This is a genomic window from Leclercia sp. UBA2479, assembly GCF_002341985.1.
GTDB lineage: Bacteria > Pseudomonadota > Gammaproteobacteria > Enterobacterales > Enterobacteriaceae > Enterobacter > Enterobacter pneumoniae.
The window spans coordinates 86,525-104,699 of record NZ_DDPB01000010.1 but is presented as its reverse complement, the minus strand read 5'-3'; the positions used below and the strand labels follow the sequence as shown (position 1 = coordinate 104,699).

The 18,175-nt window shown below is 56.3% G+C and carries 16 protein-coding genes; 5 read left to right on the top strand and 11 right to left on the bottom strand.

What is annotated here, in order from left to right:
- Positions 1 to 12 precede the first annotated feature (12 nt).
- The 3 genes from glgX to asd form a co-directional block, all read right to left on the bottom strand.
- A complete protein-coding gene (glgX, locus tag B3B59_RS16445; RefSeq protein WP_286809561.1) occupies positions 13 to 1,986 on the bottom strand; it encodes a glycogen debranching protein GlgX in 1,974 nt (657 codons plus the stop codon).
- Positions 1,983 to 4,169, bottom strand: a complete 2,187-nt coding sequence (gene glgB / locus B3B59_RS16440; RefSeq protein WP_207292535.1) for a 1,4-alpha-glucan branching enzyme — start codon at positions 4,167 to 4,169, stop codon at positions 1,983 to 1,985. The genes glgX and glgB overlap by 4 nt, the downstream gene beginning before the upstream one ends.
- A gap of 250 nt (positions 4,170 to 4,419) precedes the next feature.
- Entirely contained in the window at positions 4,420 to 5,523 is a 1,104-nt protein-coding gene (gene asd, locus B3B59_RS16435) for an aspartate-semialdehyde dehydrogenase (protein ID WP_286809560.1), read from the bottom strand.
- 178 nt (positions 5,524 to 5,701) lie between these two features.
- Between asd and yhgN the strand changes: the two genes are divergently transcribed.
- Both yhgN and B3B59_RS16425 read left to right on the top strand, forming a co-directional pair.
- Positions 5,702 to 6,295, top strand: a complete 594-nt coding sequence (yhgN, locus tag B3B59_RS16430; protein ID WP_015960802.1) for an NAAT family transporter YhgN — start codon at positions 5,702 to 5,704, stop codon at positions 6,293 to 6,295.
- A gap of 467 nt (positions 6,296 to 6,762) precedes the next feature.
- Positions 6,763 to 7,209: a hypothetical protein gene (locus B3B59_RS16425; protein WP_286809559.1), complete on the top strand. Its 447-nt coding sequence runs from the start codon at positions 6,763 to 6,765 to the stop codon at positions 7,207 to 7,209.
- A 267-nt stretch (positions 7,210 to 7,476) separates the two neighbouring features.
- On the opposite strand, the gene gntU is transcribed toward B3B59_RS16425, so the two are convergent.
- The 5 genes from gntU to B3B59_RS16400 all read right to left on the bottom strand — a co-directional run bounded on the left by gntU (position 7,477) and on the right by B3B59_RS16400 (position 12,417).
- Complete coding sequence (gene gntU / locus B3B59_RS16420) at positions 7,477 to 8,817, bottom strand: gluconate transporter (RefSeq protein WP_286809558.1); 1,341 nt, start codon at positions 8,815 to 8,817, stop codon at positions 7,477 to 7,479.
- A 3-nt stretch (positions 8,818 to 8,820) separates the two neighbouring features.
- The gene (gntK, locus tag B3B59_RS16415) at positions 8,821 to 9,348 is read right to left on the bottom strand and encodes a gluconokinase (protein ID WP_040078255.1); all 528 of its coding nucleotides are present in this window, start codon (positions 9,346 to 9,348) and stop codon (positions 8,821 to 8,823) included.
- A 126-nt stretch (positions 9,349 to 9,474) separates the two neighbouring features.
- Entirely contained in the window at positions 9,475 to 10,470 is a 996-nt protein-coding gene (gene gntR / locus B3B59_RS16410) for a gluconate operon transcriptional repressor GntR (protein WP_040078254.1), read from the bottom strand.
- Positions 10,471 to 10,560: 90 nt separating this feature from the next.
- Positions 10,561 to 11,256 (bottom strand): pirin family protein, encoded by a 696-nt coding sequence (locus B3B59_RS16405; RefSeq protein WP_286809557.1) that lies wholly within the window; start codon positions 11,254 to 11,256, stop codon positions 10,561 to 10,563.
- A gap of 123 nt (positions 11,257 to 11,379) precedes the next feature.
- The gene (locus B3B59_RS16400) at positions 11,380 to 12,417 is read right to left on the bottom strand and encodes an oxidoreductase (protein WP_286809589.1); all 1,038 of its coding nucleotides are present in this window, start codon (positions 12,415 to 12,417) and stop codon (positions 11,380 to 11,382) included.
- A 228-nt stretch (positions 12,418 to 12,645) separates the two neighbouring features.
- Between B3B59_RS16400 and B3B59_RS16395 the strand changes: the two genes are divergently transcribed.
- Both B3B59_RS16395 and yhhY read left to right on the top strand, forming a co-directional pair.
- Positions 12,646 to 13,317, top strand: a complete 672-nt coding sequence (locus tag B3B59_RS16395) for a bactofilin family protein (protein WP_286809556.1) — start codon at positions 12,646 to 12,648, stop codon at positions 13,315 to 13,317.
- A 186-nt stretch (positions 13,318 to 13,503) separates the two neighbouring features.
- A complete protein-coding gene (yhhY, locus tag B3B59_RS16390) occupies positions 13,504 to 13,992 on the top strand; it encodes an N-acetyltransferase (protein WP_046886781.1) in 489 nt (162 codons plus the stop codon).
- Positions 13,993 to 14,132: 140 nt separating this feature from the next.
- On the opposite strand, the gene ggt is transcribed toward yhhY, so the two are convergent.
- Positions 14,133 to 15,878: a gamma-glutamyltransferase gene (ggt, locus tag B3B59_RS16385; protein WP_046886782.1), complete on the bottom strand. Its 1,746-nt coding sequence runs from the start codon at positions 15,876 to 15,878 to the stop codon at positions 14,133 to 14,135.
- 122 nt (positions 15,879 to 16,000) lie between these two features.
- On the opposite strand from ggt, the gene B3B59_RS16380 reads away from it, so the two are divergent.
- On the top strand, positions 16,001 to 16,378 hold the full coding sequence (locus B3B59_RS16380; RefSeq protein WP_040078248.1) for a DUF2756 family protein: 378 nt from the start codon (positions 16,001 to 16,003) through the stop codon (positions 16,376 to 16,378).
- Here B3B59_RS16380 and ugpQ read toward each other — a convergent pair.
- Together ugpQ and B3B59_RS16370 are read right to left on the bottom strand one after the other, a co-directional pair.
- Positions 16,365 to 17,108, bottom strand: a complete 744-nt coding sequence (ugpQ, locus tag B3B59_RS16375) for a glycerophosphodiester phosphodiesterase (RefSeq protein ID WP_286809555.1) — start codon at positions 17,106 to 17,108, stop codon at positions 16,365 to 16,367. The two genes, B3B59_RS16380 and ugpQ, sit on opposite strands and share 14 nt — an antisense overlap.
- Entirely contained in the window at positions 17,105 to 18,175 is a 1,071-nt protein-coding gene (locus B3B59_RS16370) for a sn-glycerol-3-phosphate import ATP-binding protein UgpC (RefSeq protein WP_040078246.1), read from the bottom strand. Before B3B59_RS16370 ends, ugpQ begins: the two co-directional genes overlap by 4 nt.

Here is an 18,175-nt window from a genome sequence, read left to right as displayed (position 1 = left end):
ACTCCTTTTTTATCATTTCTGGAATACGCACACTCCGTGCGCAGGCCCATGCCAGACGGCCATCACCACCGGGTTGTCCTCACCGGCAAAGGGGGGAATAGCTCGCCACTCCCCATCAGGTAAAACCATTTCTGCTACTTCAGTGGTCGCGTTTAGCGTAATCAGCCATCGCTCTGAAAGCAGGATCTGCAGACGTGGAACGCCCCACTGCCACTCTTGCGCACTTAAAGGTTGCGCTTTGCTATTGAGCCAACGAACGTTGCCGTCACCCTCTTCCCACCACCGATCGGCCGTGAGTGCCGGGATTTGCTGGCGCAGGTGAATCAGCGCAGCAGCGAAGTTTGTTAGCCCGGTATTTGCCTCGTCCCAGGCAAGCCAGGTGAGTTCGTTATCCTGGCAATACGCATTGTTGTTGCCATGCTGGCTGTGGCCGTGTTCATCTCCGGCCAGCAGCATCGGTGTACCTTGCGAAAGCAGTAGCGTGGTCAGTAGCGCATGCACGCTGGCCCGCCGACGCTCAATCACATCCTGACTGCCCCCTAAACCTTCTATACCATGATTAAAGCTATGGTTATTGTTGGTTCCGTCGCGATTCTCTTCGCCGTTGGCCTCGTTATGTTTTTGGTCATAACAGACGCAATCACGCAGGGTAAAACCGTCATGCGCCGTGACCAGGTTGATCGAGGCCGACGGCAACCGCCCGCTGCGTTTAAACAGATCGCTGGAGGCGGCAAATCGTCCGGCTACGTCACCGAGCGACAGGTTACGCGTGAGCCAGAATCGGCGGGCTGCATCGCGAAAGTGGTCATTCCACTCGGCAAAGGGGGGCGGGAAATTTCCCACCTGATACCCGCCTTCACCAATGTCCCAGGGCTCGGCTATCAGCTTGACGCGAGAGAGCAGCGGACAATTTTTTATAGCCTCAAACAACGGCGCCTGCTGGCTAAACGTCGGCGTGCGTCCGATAACGGAGGCTAAATCAAAACGAAAACCGTCCACATGGAAGGTCTCGACCCAGTATTTCAGGCACGCATACGCATACTGCATGACTGCCGGGTGGCTAAGATTCAGCGTGTTACCGCATCCGGTCCAGTTGTGATAATCGCCATCCTCTCTGATCCAATAATAGCTACGGTTATCAATTCCGCGCAGGGAGAACGTCGGTCCCTCATAATCCAGCTCCGCGCTGTGGTTCAATACCACGTCGAGGATGACCTCGATTCCCGCCGCATGTAGCGCTTTAACCGCATCGCGAAACTCATCCCGGGCTTTAACAGGATGCGCGGCATAGCGCGGGCTGAGGGCAAACATTGCCATGGGGTTGTAGCCCCAGTAGTTGCTTAACCCCAGCCGTTGCAGACGCGGCTCGCAGGCGTAATGGGCGACAGGCAATAGTTCCAGCGCCGTAATGCCCAGATGTTTGAAATAGCGAATCATGGCCGGATGGCCGAGCGCTTTATAGGTGCCGCGCATCTCCGCCGGAATGGCCGGATGTTTGAAGGTAAGCCCTTTGACGTGGGCTTCATAAATGACCGTATTGCCCCAGGGCGTCGCGGGAGGTGTATCGTCTTCCCAGTCGTAACGGTCGGCGATCACTACCCCTTTGGGCGCGGCGGGCGCACTGTCGCGGCTGTCGGGTTGATCCAGACCGCCGCACAGCAGACCGGTATCCCGCAGCTCGCCCTCCACCTGAAGGGCATAAGGGTCGAGCAACAGTTTCGCCGGGTTAAAGCGGTGTCCGTTAGCCGGATCCCAGGGGCCATGAACCCGATAGCCATAACGCAGACCCGGTTTGACGCCGTCGAGGTAGCCGTGCCAGACCTCACCGGTACGGCCAGGGAGATCGAATCGTTGCTCATTCCCGTGGGCATCAAACACGCAGAGTTCGACCCGCTCCGCATGAGCGGAGAAGAGGGTAAAATTTACCCCCTTACCGTCAAAGCTTGCGCCGAGCGGTTCGGACTGGCCTGCGCTGAGCTGGGTCATTCCCCCTCCCTGACCAGCCAGATGGTAGACAATGGCGGCAGCGTCACGCTGAGGGAGTGAGGACGACCGTGGCTTTCGTGCTCATCGCTTTGCACCAGCCCACCGTTTCCGGCATTGCTGCCGTGGTAGTGCACAGAGTCGGTGTTGAGTATTTCACGCCACTTGCCCGGCTGGTTGATGCCAAACCGATAATTATGGCGCGGCACCGGGGTGAAGTTACTGGCAACGATAATTTCATTCCCGGCTTTATCACGACGCACAAAGACGAAGATTGAGCGTTCGTGATCGTCTACCACCAGCCACTCGAAGCCGTATGTGTCGAAATCCAGTTCATGCAGTGCTTTGTGGTAACGGTAGGTCAGGTTAAGGTCGCGCACGAGGCGCTGTACGCCGTGGTGCCAGTTGTCGCCCCCTTCCAGCAGATGCCAGTCAAGGCTGGCGTCGTGGTTCCACTCTCGTCCCTGGGCGAATTCATTCCCCATGAACAGCAGCTTTTTACCCGGGAAGGCGAACATCCAGCCGTAGTAGGCGCGCAGATTGGCGAACTTCTGCCACGCATCGCCCGGCATCCGATCAAGGATCGATTTTTTGCCATGCACAACTTCATCGTGTGAGAGCGGCAGAACGAAGTTCTCGGTGCCGTTATAGAGCATGCCAAAGGTGAGTTTGTCGTGGTGATACTGACGATGCACCGGATCCAGCTTCATATAATCCAGCGTGTCGTGCATCCAGCCAAGGTTCCACTTATACCAGAAGCCCAGCCCCCCCATTGACGGTGGACGAGAGACGCCTGGGAAATCGGTAGACTCCTCGGCCATGGTTACCGCGCCAGGTACCTGCTCGCCGAGAATACGGTTCGTGCTGCGCAGGAAGTCTATGGCCTCCAGGTTTTCGCGCCCGCCGAACTCATTCGGGATCCACTCTCCCTCTTTACGGCTATAGTCGCGATAGATCATGGATGCCACCGCATCCACGCGCAGAGCGTCGATGCCAAAGCGTTCAATCCAGTAAAGGGCGTTACCCACCAGATAGTTGGTCACTTCACGACGGCCATAGTTGTAAATCAGGGTATTCCAGTCCTGATGATAACCTTCGCGCGGATCGCTGTGCTCATACAGGTTGGTACCGTCGAACTCAGAGAGACTAAAGTCATCCGACGGGAAGTGGCCTGGCACCCAGTCCAGGATCACGTTCAGCCCGGCCGCATGCGCGGCGTCGATGAAGTAGCGGAAGTCGTCACGGGTCCCGAAGCGGCGGGTCGGAGCGTAGAGTCCAGTGGGCTGATAGCCCCAGCTTCCATCGAAGGGGTGTTCGTTAATCGGGAGCAGTTCCAGATGGGTAAAGCCCATCCACTTCGCATAGGGGACCAGTTGGTCAGCCAGCTCACGATAGCTCAACCAAAAATTGTTGTCCGTATGACGGCGCCAGGAGCCGAGATGCACTTCATAAATGGAAATGGGCTGATCGAACTGGTTGGCCTTGACGCGCGCTTCGCTCATGGCGATCTTCTCTGGCAGGCCGCAGATCATTGAGGCCGTATCCGGACGCATCTGCGCCTCAAAGGCATAGGGGTCCGCTTTAATGCGCAGCTGTCCGTGGGCATCGACCAGCTCAAATTTATACAGTTGTCCGGTGTGCGCGCCGGGGATAAACAGCTCCCAAATACCGGTTTCACGGCGCAGGCGCATCGGGTGGCGGCGGCCATCCCAGTAGTTGAACTGACCCACGACCGAAACACGACGCGCATTAGGCGCCCAGACGCTGAATCGGGTACCGGTGATGCCATCCATCGTATCGGCATGGGCACCCAGGGTTTCGTAAGGACGCAGGTGCGTACCTTCAGAGAGGAGCCAGGCATCCATCTCCTGCAGAAGCGGGCCGAAGCTGTAAGGATCGTCAATCAGGTTTTGCTGACCATGCCAGAGTACGGCAAGCTGGTAGCGGAAGGGATTTTTACGACGGGGCATAATGCCCGAGAAGAAACCACGTGAGTCAAGGCACTCCAGTTTGCCCACTTTGCGGCCCGTTTTGGGTTCGATGACCCAGACTTCCGTCGCGTCAGGTAACAGCGCGCGGACTTCCAGTCCGGCCTCTGTACGGTGCATGCCAAGTACAGAAAAGGGGTCCGCAAAATGACCCGTAATAAGCGCATTAATCACGTCTCTATCAATACGAACGGACATGGTGTTCATCCTGTTTTTTTTGTTGTCGGCCCTGGCGTGCTAAGGGTTCGACCTTATTGTGACCTGAATGGAACAGCACATTGTGCATCCTCTCTGTTCCACCCATCCTCCAGGCTGGATGCCACGCATCCAACTTAAAGCATAGCCAACGCTTTATATGACTCCCGATAAATAATGACTCATCTGCGTTTTACTCCGTGTATTACGCAAAAAAAGGGGTGTCTAAGCACCCCTGAGATTTAACAAATTATTACGCCAGCTGGCGAAGCATCCTGCGAAGCGGCTCGGCGGCCCCCCACAGCAGCTGGTCGCCAACGGTGAAGGCGGAGAGATACTCCGGCCCCATATTGAGTTTACGCAGGCGCCCTACCGGGGTAGAGAGCGTGCCGGTGACCGCCGCCGGGGTCAGTTCGCGCATCGTGATGTCGCGATCGTTTGGCACCACTTTTGCCCACGGATTGTGCGCCGCCAGCAGCTCTTCCACGGTCGGAATAGACACATCTTTTTTCAGTTTAAGGGTGAATGCCTGGCTGTGGCAGCGCAGCGCGCCAACGCGCACGCAGAGGCCATCGACCGGGATCGCGGAAGAGGTATTGAGAATTTTGTTGGTCTCTGCCTGGCCTTTCCACTCTTCACGGCTCTGACCGTTGTCGAGCTGTTTGTCGATCCACGGAATCAGGCTACCCGCCAGCGGTACGCCGAAGTTATCGACCGGCAGCTCGCCACTGCGGGAGAGCTGAGTTACTTTACGTTCGATATCCAGAATGGCCGATGCCGGATTCGCCAGCTCGTCTGCAACGTGATGATGCAGCTGGCCCATCTGCGCCAGCAGTTCACGCATGTGACGCGCCCCGCCGCCGGAGGCTGCCTGATAAGTTGCCACGGAAACCCACTCCACCAGGTCCTGTGCGAACAGGCCGCCCAGCGACATCAGCATCAGGCTAACGGTGCAGTTCCCGCCAACAAAGGTTTTCACCCCTTTGTTCAGGCCGTCGGTGATAACATCCTGGTTGACCGGGTCGAGAATGATGATGGCGTCGTCTTTCATGCGCAGTGAAGAGGCTGCATCAATCCAGTAGCCCTGCCAGCCGCTTTCACGCAGCTTTGGATAGATTTCGTTGGTATAATCGCCGCCCTGGCAGGTGACTATAATGTCGAGTGCCTTCAGCGCTTCCAGATCGAAAGCATCCTGCAACGTACCAGTGCTACCGCCGAAAGAAGGCGCAGCCTGGCCGAGCTGGGAAGTTGAGAAGAAGACCGGGCGGATGGCGTCAAAGTCGCGCTCTTCAACCATGCGTTGCATGAGTACAGAGCCGACCATACCGCGCCAGCCGATGAAACCAACGTTTTTCATAGCGTATTTTTCCTGCAGAGGTGTGTGCTGAGTGTGCCGAACCAGATTCCAACTGGCTCCAGCCTTCACATTACAAAATGCAGCCAAAGTCGCAAGCGAAATTAATCGATGATTGCGCCGCAATCAGTAATACCACTTATTACGATAATAACCATAAGGATTCAGGGGATAAATAATAATGACTGAAATAATTTCCGCGGCGGTTCTTTTAATCCTGATTATGGACCCCCTGGGGAACTTGCCCATCTTTATGTCGGTGCTGAAACACACCGAGCCGAAGCGCCGGCGGGCGATCATGATCCGCGAACTGCTCATCGCGCTGCTGGTGATGTTTATCTTCCTGTTTGCCGGGGAAAAGATCCTCGCCTTCCTTAACTTGCGCGCCGAGACCGTCTCCATTTCCGGCGGGATTATTCTGTTCCTGATTGCTATCAAGATGATTTTCCCGAGCGCGGAAGGCAGCAGCAGTGGTCTGCCTGCCGGTGAGGAGCCGTTTATCGTACCGCTGGCCATCCCGCTGGTGGCCGGCCCGACCATTCTGGCCACGCTGATGCTGCTGTCGCATCAATACCCAAATCAGATGAGCCACCTGGTGATTGCCCTGCTGATTGCCTGGGGCGGCACCTTTATTATTCTTTTACAGTCGTCGCTGTTTTTGCGTCTGCTGGGCGAGAAAGGGGTGAATGCTCTGGAGCGCCTGATGGGGTTGATCCTGGTAATGATGGCGACCCAGATGTTCCTCGACGGGATCCGGGCGTGGATGAAGGGCTAGAATGTGTGCCCCCTCTCCCTGTGGGAGAGGGCTGGGGTGAGGGCACCAGACCGCACTGTTGCCCCCTCTCCCCGTGGGAGAGGGCTGGGGTGAGGGCAACAGACCGCACTATTGCCCCCTCTCCCTCTGGGAGAGGGCTGGGGTGAGGGCAACAGACCGCACCATCAAAAATAATCCTGCGTTTTGCGAGCCGCCTTCCAGAGCCTCTCTTGCCACCTGTTCAGCAAAGCAATATCGTCTCGCCACGCCTGCAAAATGAGGCGTCAGGGTTGGTCCCCTGTTATCCTCATCCGTGATAAATAACGTTTTTATCGCGTGGCCAGTTACACCTCAATGGTGGGCTGGACGGTGGCGCCGTAAGGCGCGCCGGTAGCTGATGAGGCCGGTAGGACCAACGCCGTTCAGTCCGCCACCAGTGAGGTTGGTCCCTCCTTTGGCGGCCCATTCAACTCATCAGAGGCTGTCTTATGACTACTACCCCAGGCTTTTCTCACGCTTTATTCACAACTGCGTTCGATCACACCACCGATTTCACCGACCTGGCAGACAACTGCGAGCGATTCGTAGATGTGCTGGTTGAGTGTGAAGACCCGGTACAAAAGATGGCGCTGTGTGGGCGGCTCGCAGCCCGCCTTGCTCTGCTCCAGCCCATGCTGCTTGATCCTGTGCCGGAACATTTGAAAGCAAGTCTCACGGTGGATGACCTGCCGCTGGAGGCGCCGCGCTTCGACCCGGAAATCGATCAACTGGGGAGATACTGCCAACTGCTAACGCAACTGCTGTTGTCTCGCTCGCTCTCGGCGGGTGATGAAAGAGTTGCAGGAGATTTGTTGCAGGATTTGGTGGGGTTTTATAGTGATACGCTGAAAGCGCCGCGCTGGCTGCGCACGGAGAAAGGTGCCGTACTGCTGTAGAAGCTTGCGCTACCGGGGCTGCGGTTCGAGGCGTTTTTCTGGTCGGGTATGGCGAAGCTGCCGCCCGACAAAATAGCACCTTTGCGGCCTGATGCCCTCACCCCGACCCTCTCCCACAGGGAGAGGGGGAAAACAAGGGTCAGCCCGGCGGTTGGATACCCTCACCCCGACCCTCTCCCACAGGGAAAGGGGGAAAACAAGGGTCAACCCGGCGGTTGGATACCCTCACCCCGGCCCTCTCCCAGAGGGAGAGGGGGAAAACAAGGGTCAGTTCAGCAGTGAAAACGCAATCATCCCGACAATCGCGCCTGTGGTGCCGAGAATCGTCTCCATCAGCGTCCAGGTCTTCAGGGTTTGCGCTTCAGTGGCGCCGGTAAATTTACCGAACAGCCAGAAGCCGGCATCATTCACGTGTGAAACCACAATTGACCCACCCGCGATACAGATAGAGAGCGCCGCCATCTGCGCACCGGAGTAGTTCAGCTGTTCAATGACCGGCATCACCAGCCCCACGGCAGTTAAACACGCCACGGTAGCAGAGCCCTGAATAATACGTACCGCTGCCGCCAGCACGAAGCAGGTCACCGCAATCGGCAGCCCCATGCCGGTTAACGCTTCACCGAGCGCCGGGCCGACGCCGGAATCCACCAGCACCTGCTTGAACACCCCACCGGCACCGATCACCAGCAGGATAATCCCCGCAGGTTGCAGCGCCGCGCCGCAGATCTCCATCACTCTGTCTTTCGGCATGCCCTGACGCATCGCCAGACCATAAATCGCTACCAGACAGGCTACCAGGATCGCCGTGAACGGGTGGCCGATAAACTCGAACCACTCGTAGGCGCTGGAACCGACCGGCACAAAGCGTGCGGCGATGGTCTTCAGGCCCACCAGCACCAGCGGCAGCAGGATCAGCGCCAGGCTGAAGCCGAAGGAGGGCATTTTGCCTTCGCCCAGGTGCGGCTCGGTGATGTCGTCAGGAATATGAAGTTCAACGTAGCGGCTAATGAAGTTGCCCCACAGTGGGCCAGCAATAATCATTCCCGGGATAGCGGCGCAGAGGCCAATCAGGATCATCCAGCCGAAGTCAGCGTGCATCTGCGAGGCCAACAGCATCGGCGCGGGCCCAGGCAGCAGGAATGCCGCCGCTGCCGCCACCCCCGCAAACAGCGGAATGACCAGCTTCACAAGATTGGTACCGGTATGGCGCGCCATGGAGAATGCCACGCTTATCAGCAGCACAACGGCCACTTCAAAGAACAGCGGCAGGGCGCAAATCAGACCGGCCAGGCCAATGGCATAATGTGCGCGGCTATGGCCGAACGATTTCAGCATCTTGACGGCAATCTGATCGACCGCGCCCGTTTCATGCAGAATCTTGCCAAACATCGCGCCCAGCGCGACCACTATCGCCAGAAAGCCCAGCGTGCCGCCCATCCCTTTTTCCATTGTCGCTGCGATCTTGTCGAGCGGCATACCGGAAAAGAGACCTGCACCAATAGACACCACCATCAATGCCACGAAAGCGTGCATACGCGCTTTCATGACCAAAAACAGCAGCAGTAAAACGGAGCCCACTGCTGTCAAAACAAGCGTTAAAGTACTCAAAACTTACTGCCTTTTATTAATAACCTCGATGGTGCTTGCTACCACACCGTCCAGCGGCTGATCGATATCAACCACTAATACATCTTGCTCGTCCGCACCCGGCTCTTGCAGAGCTTCAAACTGGGTGACCAGCATCTGGGTTTTGAAGAAGTGACCTTTACGCGCCTTCAGACGGCTTTCAATCACCGCAAAATCGCCCTTTAGATAGATGAAAGAGAGATTCGGGTTACCGTCACGCAGCAGGTCGCGGTAGGTTTTTTTCAGCGCAGAGCAGACAATCAGCGACACTTTATTGGTGCGCTGCATGGCAAAGGCGGCGTCATTCAGCGCCTGCAGCCAGGGCTTACGATCGTCGTCGTTCAGCGGCTCGCCGGCGGCCATTTTCGTGATATTGCTGCGCGGATGGAGGAAGTCACCATCAAGAAACGCAGCATGGAGTTGATGCGCCACTTCGCTGGCCACCGCAGATTTACCGCTACCGGAAACGCCCATCAGGACGTATACGTGGTGATCGTGGTTAGTCGTGCTCAAAGGGAGTCCCTCGGTCAATTGTTACGGGTAACTGTTATCGGTAACATTGTCCTGCCGGGGCTATGGAGAAGCAATATCCAAAGGTGCGAGAAATAAATAAGTGTGAGCTACTTCAAATTTGTCACACTAAATGGATCCACCCGGTGACAAGGTGAAACCTAAATCTAACATTTTCGGCGTCACCGCTTCCCCACGAATACGCGCCAGCAGACGTTCTGCACCGATGCGGCCCATACGCTCGCGCGGTGTTAACACGCTCGCCAGACGCGGCTCCATCACCTGGCCGATGTCGTGGCCGTGGAAACCGGCAATGGCCATATCTTGCGGAATTTTTAACCCCAGGCGCTGGCATTCGAAGGCCGCGCCAACCGCAAGGTCATCGTTAGTGCAGAAGATACCGTCGAGCTGCGGATACTCGCGACGTGCCTGACGCATCAGTTCAATACCGGAAGTGTATGAGGATGATTGTTCCACCATCACGCTGTAGGGCGTTAAACCGGCATCGAGCATCGCCTGCTCATATCCCTTCTGTTTGATGATAGTACGTTCATCCAGACGTGCGCCAAGATAGGCGACGTGACGATGACCACGGGCAATAATGGCTGCGGTCATCTGCCGGGCCGCTTCAAAGTTATCGAAGCCAACGGCAATATCGAGACACGGCGACTGGCTGTCCATCAGCTCCACCACCGGGATACCCGCCACTTCAATCATTTTAAGGGTACGCGGAGTGTGAGTACGTTCCGTTAAAATCAGGCCGTCGATGTTCCAGGAAAGCATGGATTCAAGACGCTCTTCTTCCAGTTCCGGTTTATACCCATAGTGCGCAAGCATGGTCTGATAACCAAAGGCATCCGTCACGCTTTCGATACCGCGTAAGACTTCGGCAAACACCTGGTTAGTTAAGGAAGGTAACAGGACACCCACCGCGCGGCTGGTGGCATTCGACAGAATATCGGGTGCGCGATTGGGGATATAGCCCAGTTCATCCAGAGCAGCGGCAATCTTGCCACGCAACGCCACGGAAACCTGTTCCGGGTTACGTAAAAAGCGGCTGACCGTCATTTTGGTCACACCGACGCGATCGGCGACATCCTGAAGTACGGGGCGTTTCTTTTTCATCGTCCTGAGAAATCGGTAGGGAAAGATTCCTTCAGTTTATCACGGACAAAGCTCAACCTTCCCCGTTTAAAGGGAAGGTTGAGTAATTATTTATACCGGTGGCAGATCGAACAGCAAGATTTCACTTTCGCTGTCGGCATGCACAGAGAGTGCCTGCTCATCCCAGATAGCCAGGCCATCGGCCGTGGTCGCTTTGGTGCCGTTGATAGACACTTCGCCTTTCACCACCTGGATCCAGACGCGGCGGTTAGCAGCAATCTGATGAACAGACTGTTCGTCTTTCGCCAGCGCCCAGCGGTACAGCTCCATATCCTGATGCACTTTCAAAGACCCGTCACGCGCATCCGGAGAGAGCACCAGCTGTTTGCCCTGCTCTGCATCGAAGCGGCACTGTTCATAGCGTGGCGTGATGCCAGTTGTTTCTGGAATGATCCAGATTTGATACAGGTGCAGTTTGTCTGTTTTGCTCGGGTTGTACTCCGAGTGACGCACGCCGGTACCCGCGCTCATAATCTGGAACTCACCTGCCGGAACCTGCTCTTTGTTGCCCATGCTGTCCTGGTGCTCTACCGCCCCTTCCAGCACATAGGTCAGGATCTCCATGTCTTTATGCGGGTGGGTACCGAAGCCCTGGCCTGCATCAATCACGTCATCGTTAATTACCCGCAGTGCCGAGAAGCCCATAAAGTTCGGGTCATAATAATCGGCAAACGAGAAGGTGTGCCATGAGTCCAGCCAGCCATGATTTGCGTGACCACGTTCGTTAGCTTTGCGTAAGAAGATCATCTGTTTTTACCCCAGTTCGTTTCGATGGAGTAAGTGTGGACGCAATCGACCTGGGATCATAGAGGGTGAAAATTGACTCCTCTGTTCAAAATCATTGAACAAGAACAAAGGAGTCAGAACTGCTTATTTGGCGAGGGTTACCGTGGAGGGTGATGCCTGCTCGAAGGCCCGCTCAAGGATTTCAAGATTGGTGAGAACTTCAGTTTCCTTGACGTAATTCAGGACGCCATTGCTGAGGGTGTCATACAGCGCATCGTAGACCCGACCGTAGTCCCCGATTTCCGGCGCAAGCGTCTCTTTTACCGTCTCGCCCGCCTCGTTGACATACTCCAGCACCCCTACGGAGTCATCCGCCGCAAAGCCCGCTTCGCCCGGCATGATATTGGCCTTCAGGCTGGTCTCCTGTTGGTCGATGCCGTATTTGATAAACGAGCCCCGGGTGCCGTGCACGATAAATTTCGGGTAGTCGATTTTCACCAGATGGCTGGTTTTGACGATGGCTTTCAGGTCACCGTAGAACAGCTGAGCCTCGAAGGTGTCATCCGGGTTGGCTTTGTTGCGCAGGCTGCGGATGTCATAGGCCACATGATCCGGGCGGCCAAACAGGGAGATAATCTGGTCCATGGTGTGTACGCCCAGACCGTAAAACGAGCCGTCCTGCGGCAGGCCCGGTTTGGTCTCTACGACCGGGCGGTAGTAATCGAAGTGGCTTTCAATTTCGACAATGTCACCCAGCTTGCCGCTCTCAATCGCCTTCTTCGCGGTCAGGAAGCAGCTGTCGAAGCGGCGGTTCTGATACGGCGTGACGGTCAGCCCTTTGCTGTTTGCCAGCGCGAACAGCTCTTTTGCTTCCGCAATGGTCGGGGTGAAGGGTTTTTCCACCAGCACGTTTTTACCCGCTTCCAGCGCACGCTTCGCGTAATCAAAGTGGCTATCCGCATGGGTGCAGACAATCACCAGTTTGACCTGCGGATCTGTAAGCACGTCATCGAGATCGCTGGTGAAGTGGATATGAGAATATTGCGGGGCCTGCTCTTCGGGCTTTGCGCTGCGGCGAAAGATATGGGCGACATGCCAACTCTCTTTCCGGTTAAGAACGTAAGGCAGATGATACCGGGTGGTGCTTTTACCAAAGCCAATAAAGGCGCAATGTAATGTCATCATGTTGTCCTGATTCAGAAAACTGCTTTAACCATAGCGCAACCCGCGGGTGAATTTAATCAGACCGCTTCACCCTTTCACGATCCCATGCGCTTAAACGCGTTAACAGAGCGGCTAATAGCAGGCTTTGTCCATTCCTAAAATGCGGGCAACAGCTTGACCTGAAGAGAGCGAATCCCGATAAATACTAGCCAAAACCACATGGTCGCTAAGGGAGTAGCTACGCATATGGCTGGCAATTATTTCGCGTTAAATATCGCGCTGGTTTTCTGGTTTCTCACACTGATCTGCTGGACCTTATCAGCCAACCTGCCGGCGCAGATATTCGGCGCGCTCTCCTTACTCCACTTCACTATCCACGCTTTTTCTAATCAGGTTAATCGTATGTTTAAGAAGAAAAAATCCGAAGAGATCGAACAGCCCGTTATCTCCCGTCCCGCCCCCGTTGAAGTTCGTGAAAAAGAGCCGACCGCAACGGAAAAACAGGCCACAACGGTTATCGCCAGCGACGTCTGCTTTGAGGGAAATATCGTGGCCGGCGGCCACGTCTATATTCACGGCACGCTGAAAGGCGATGTTGATGCTAAAGAGAACCTGATCAAGGTGATGCGTGGCGGCGTGATTGAAGGGAATATTAGCTGCCGTGAACTGATCATTGACGGCAGCGTGAATGGCCAGTGCACCTGCGACATCGTGGATATTTGCGAGAATGGCCATGTCACTGGCACCCTCACCTACCGCACGCTGGCGGTGAAAAAAGGCGGTACTTTCTCTGGCCAGGCGGAAGTGATGCCCCTGAAGATTGAGAAGACCAACGTGGTGGGATTGACGCCAGAGGTGGCTGAAAACGCGGTCGAGGCAAAATCGCAGGCAAAAAAAAGCCAGCACGCGGCTGGCTAAAGTAATACTGGAAGCAATGTGAGCAATGTCGTGCTTTCAGGTTCCCGTAGTGGTCTTCCTGAATGCAGAGCAATAATAATCATTCTCATTCGCACTTGTCCAATACTTTTTGCAAAAAAGGTGGGTTGACTCAAATTTTAAAGTCACTGATGTTAAAGAGGACATTAACCTACAGAGGATGAAGGAATGAGTGAGATAGTGATACGCCACATTGAAGCCAGCGATGCCGCAGCATTACGCGAGATCATGACGCATCCGGAGGTGTATCAAGATACGCTACAACTTCCTCACCCCTCTCTGGAGATGTGGCAAGAACGCGTGGCCGCCAGGCCGGGCAGGCGCCATCTCGTCGCCTGTCTGGAAGAGCGCGTGGTGGGGCATATGGCACTGGATGTGATGGAAAATCCACGCCGTAGTCATGTTGCAACCTTCGGCATCAGCGTCGCCGCGGATATGCAGGGACGGGGCGTGGGTCGCCGCCTGATGAGCGAGATGGTTAACCTGTGTGATAACTGGTTACGCATTGAACGTATTGAACTGACGGTGTTTGCCGATAATCCCGCCGCCGTCGCGCTCTATAAAAGTTTCGGTTTTGAAATTGAAGGGACCGGCAAGAAATTTGCCCTGCGCAACGGGGAGTATGTGGATGCGTATTATATGGCGCGGATGAAGTAAGCCTCCCCCCTCACCCCGGCCCTCTCCCCAAAGGGGCGAGGGGGAAAAGACTGCACCGGGCAAATACTCTCCCTATAGGTGCAGACCGCACCGGGCAATCCCCTCTCCCTTAGGGAGAGGGTTAGGGTGAGGGGAAAACATCAATATCCCGCCGTCAAATCATCCACCGAACGCGGATCCGATGCCCCATACAACTCGCCGTCCGGCCCGACCATGATGCTCTGAGTGCTACCCATCGCCTCTTTCACCACCACTTTCTGCCCGCGCTGCTCCAGCAGTTTCAGGGTATCCGGGCTAAAGCCCTTCTCCACGCGTAGCTCGTCCGGTAGCCACTGGTGATGGAAACGCGGGGCGTTGGTCGCTTCGGCAACGTTCATCCCAAAATCGATACTGTTAACCACCATCTGCAGCACGGTGGTAATAATGCGGCTGCCGCCAGGGCTGCCGGTCACCAGCCAGGTCTTACCGTCTTTTACCACGATCGTCGGTGACATAGAGGAGAGCGGGCGTTTCTTCGGCCCCACCGCATTCGCATCACCGCCCACCAGACCATAGACGTTCGGCACGCCAGGTTTGGCCGAGAAGTCATCCATCTCGTTATTCAGCAGAATACCGCTGTTGCCCGCCACGATCCCGGTGCCGAAGGTGGTGTTGAGCGTGTAGGTCACCGCCACCGCATTGCCCTCTTTATCCACCACCGAGAAGTGGGTGGTCTGGTTACTCTCATACGGGGCGAGCTTGCCGGGGCGGATCTGGCTCGAAGGTTTAGCTTTATTGATATCGATCTGCTCCGCAATGGATTTGGCATAGGCTTTACTGGTTAGCGCCTGCCACGGCACCTTCACAAAATCGGGGTCGCCGAGATACTCCGAACGGTCAGCGTAGGCGTATTTCTCCGCCTCGGCCATTACCTGCATCGCATCCGCGCTGCCGAAGCCAAATTTGTGCATGTCGAAACTTTCGAGAATGTTGAGGATCTGCACGATATGGATCCCCCCGGACGAAGGCGGCGGCATTGAGAACACCTGATAGCCGCGATAATCGCCGCTGACCGGCTCGCGCTCAACGGCTTTGTACTCCGCTAAATCCGCTTTGGTGATAAGCCCGTTATGCTTCTGCATCTCGTCGGCAATCTGGTCGGCAATGGCCCCTTTGTAGAAGGCGTCCGGGCCGTTTTCCGCAATCAACTCCAGACTTTTAGCGAGATTCTTCTGCACCAGCTTGTCGCCCTTTTTCAGCGGCTCGCCCTCTTTCCAGAAAATGGCCTTGCTGTTTTCATGATTCGGAATCACTTCACTGCCGTAGGTTTTGAGATCGTCCGCCAGGGCGTCATTCACCACAAAGCCATCACGCGCGAGCTTAATGGCAGGCTGTACCACTTTGTTTAGCGGTAAGGTGCCATATTTTTCCAGCGCCAGTGAAAAGCCCGCGACGGTGCCTGGCGTGCCGGTAGCAAGGTGTGAAGTGAGCGATTTTTTACTGTCCGGATTGCCCTGATCGTCTAGGAACATATCGCGCGTGGCCTGAGACGGCGCCATTTCACGGAAGTCGATGGCGGTTGTTTTCCCGTCTTTGGTGCGCAGCATCATAAAGCCGCCGCCCCCCAGGTTCCCCGCCTGCGGGTGGGTCACTGCCAACGCATAGCCTACGGCGACGGCCGCATCCACGGCGTTACCGCCCTGCTTCAGGATATCGACCCCCACCTGCGTTGCCAGCGCGTCTACCGAGGCGACCATCCCCTGCTTCGCGCGCACCGGATGGAAGACATCCTCCTCTACGCCGTAAGAGACGGGAGGCGCCGCGGGGGGATTGGCTGCCACGCTAAAGGTGCCGCCTGCCATCAGGGCAGCAATGGCTACCCAGCGTAAAAACGTTGGTTTTATCATTGTTGTTCTCCAGGTGAAGGGACCCATATTCCCGTTTAAGCCTGGTTCACAACTCCTAAAAAATCATCGTAGTGACGGAATAGAGGTAAACTTAGAGGAGACCTCAGAAGGGGGAAATCACAATGAAACGACTTCTTTTACTGACGACGTTATTGCCTTTTGCCGTGCTGGCACAGCCGATTAATACGCTGAATAACCCTAATCAGCCGGGTTATCAGAATCCGAGCCAGCAACGGATGCAGACCCAGATGATGAACCAACAGCAGCAACAGAAAGGGATGCTGAATCAGCAGTTGCAGACGCAGACGCGCATCCAGCAACAGCAGCTGCAAACGCAGATGAATAACAATACGCAGAGGATCCAGCAAAGCCAGCCGGGTGTGCAGACGTTACCCAACACCAGCGGCGGCATGCTCAACAGCACCACCAGTCAGAGCGGCATGCAGCAACAGCATATGTTGCCGCAGCAGCAGAATGGCACCCTGCTTAACCAGCCGTAAAGTTCGGGCCTATCTGGTCAATGGCATCGGTGCAGATGCAATCCACTCCCCAGCGCAGCAGCTCGGCTGCACGCTGGGGTTTGTTGACGGTATACACCAGGATATACAGCCCCGCCTCTTTCAACGCCTTAACCCGTGCTTCATCCAACAGCTTGTGGTTTAAGTGAATCGACACGCATTGCAGGCGGGTCGTTAACTCGCGCCAGTCTTCACGCCATTCATCCAGCAGCACTCCGCGCGGCAGTTCCGGAACGGCGGCCTGGGCCGCCTCAAGCGCGTCAATATCAAACGACGATAGCAGCGGTGCGGTCATCCCTTCCCACAGTTGACGTGCGGCGAGGGCAATCACTTTCCCCGTGAGCGGCCCGGTGCCGGTCGTGGGTTTGATCTCAATATTGGCCATCATCCCGTGTTGACGACAACGGTCCGCCACCTCCGCTAACAGCGGCAGCGGTTCGCCTTTGAATTCACCGCTGTACCAGCTTCCGGCATCCACTTTCAGCAGGTCACGCCACGGCAACTCCCCCGCCACGCCCCAGCCGTTGCTGGTGCGCTCCAGGTTGTCGTCGTGCAGCAAGAAGATTTCGCCATCTTTTGACAGCTTGGCGTCAAACTCGATCATCGTATGGCCGAAACGCGCGCCGGTGTCGATAGCCGCCAGGGTGTTTTCCGGAGCCAATTTACCGCCGCCACGGTGGGCGACGATGTGGGGATAAGGCCAGTTACTCATAGTCGTTGTCCTGTTTCACCATCAAAGAGATGCAGGTGATTTTCCGGCAGGTGCAGCCATAGCGTGCTGCCTGCTTTAGGGCGTTCCTGATGGGCCAGACGCACCACCAGCTTTTGCTCGCCCCACCGTCCGTGCGCCAGGTTGTCTGCCCCCAGCATCTCGAGCGTGTCCATCACCAGCGGCACGCCCCCGTCCGCCTGAGAGGTTAAACCGATATGTTCCGGGCGGATACCGAGCGTCATTTTACGCCCGGCGTAACCACGATAGTACCAGTTGATGGGCAATGCCATCCCGCTTTCCAGTTCAAAGTGGGTGCCCGCGCTGCTGATACGCCCTTCCAGCAGGTTCATCGCCGGGCTGCCGATAAAGCTCGCCACAAAGCGGGTGGCCGGCTTCTCGTACACTTCCACCGGCGTGCCAATCTGCTCGGCAATCCCTTTGTTCATTACCATGACCCGCTGGGCGAGGGTCATGGCCTCCACCTGATCGTGGGTCACGTATAACGAGGTTGTTTTCAGGCGGCGATGCAGTTGCTGTAGCTCGAGACGCATCTGCACACGCAGCTTGGCGTCAAGGTTAGAGAGAGGCTCATCGAACAGGAACACCGCCGGATCGCGCACGATGGCGCGCCCCATCGCTACGCGCTGACGCTGGCCGCCGGAGAGTTCACGCGGGCGACGCTTTAGCAGGCCGTCCAGCTCCAGAATGCGCGCCGCCTCTTTAACACGCTCCTCAATATGGCCTTTGCCCATGCCGCGGATTTTCAGCCCCCAGGCCATGTTCTCTTCCACGCTCATGTGCGGATAGAGGGCGTAGTTCTGAAACACCATCGCAATGCCGCGATCTTTTGGCTCCATCTCGGTGACGCGCTGGCGGTCAATCCAGATATCCCCGGAGGTCACGCGCTCCAGCCCCGCCACCATCCGCAGCAGCGTCGATTTGCCGCAGCCGGACGGGCCGACCATGACGATAAACTCGCCGTCCGCTACGTCGAGCGTGAGCGGCTGAATGACCTGGGTTTTGCCATCCCAGCTTTTGGTTACTGCCTGAAGTTTTAAACCTGCCAT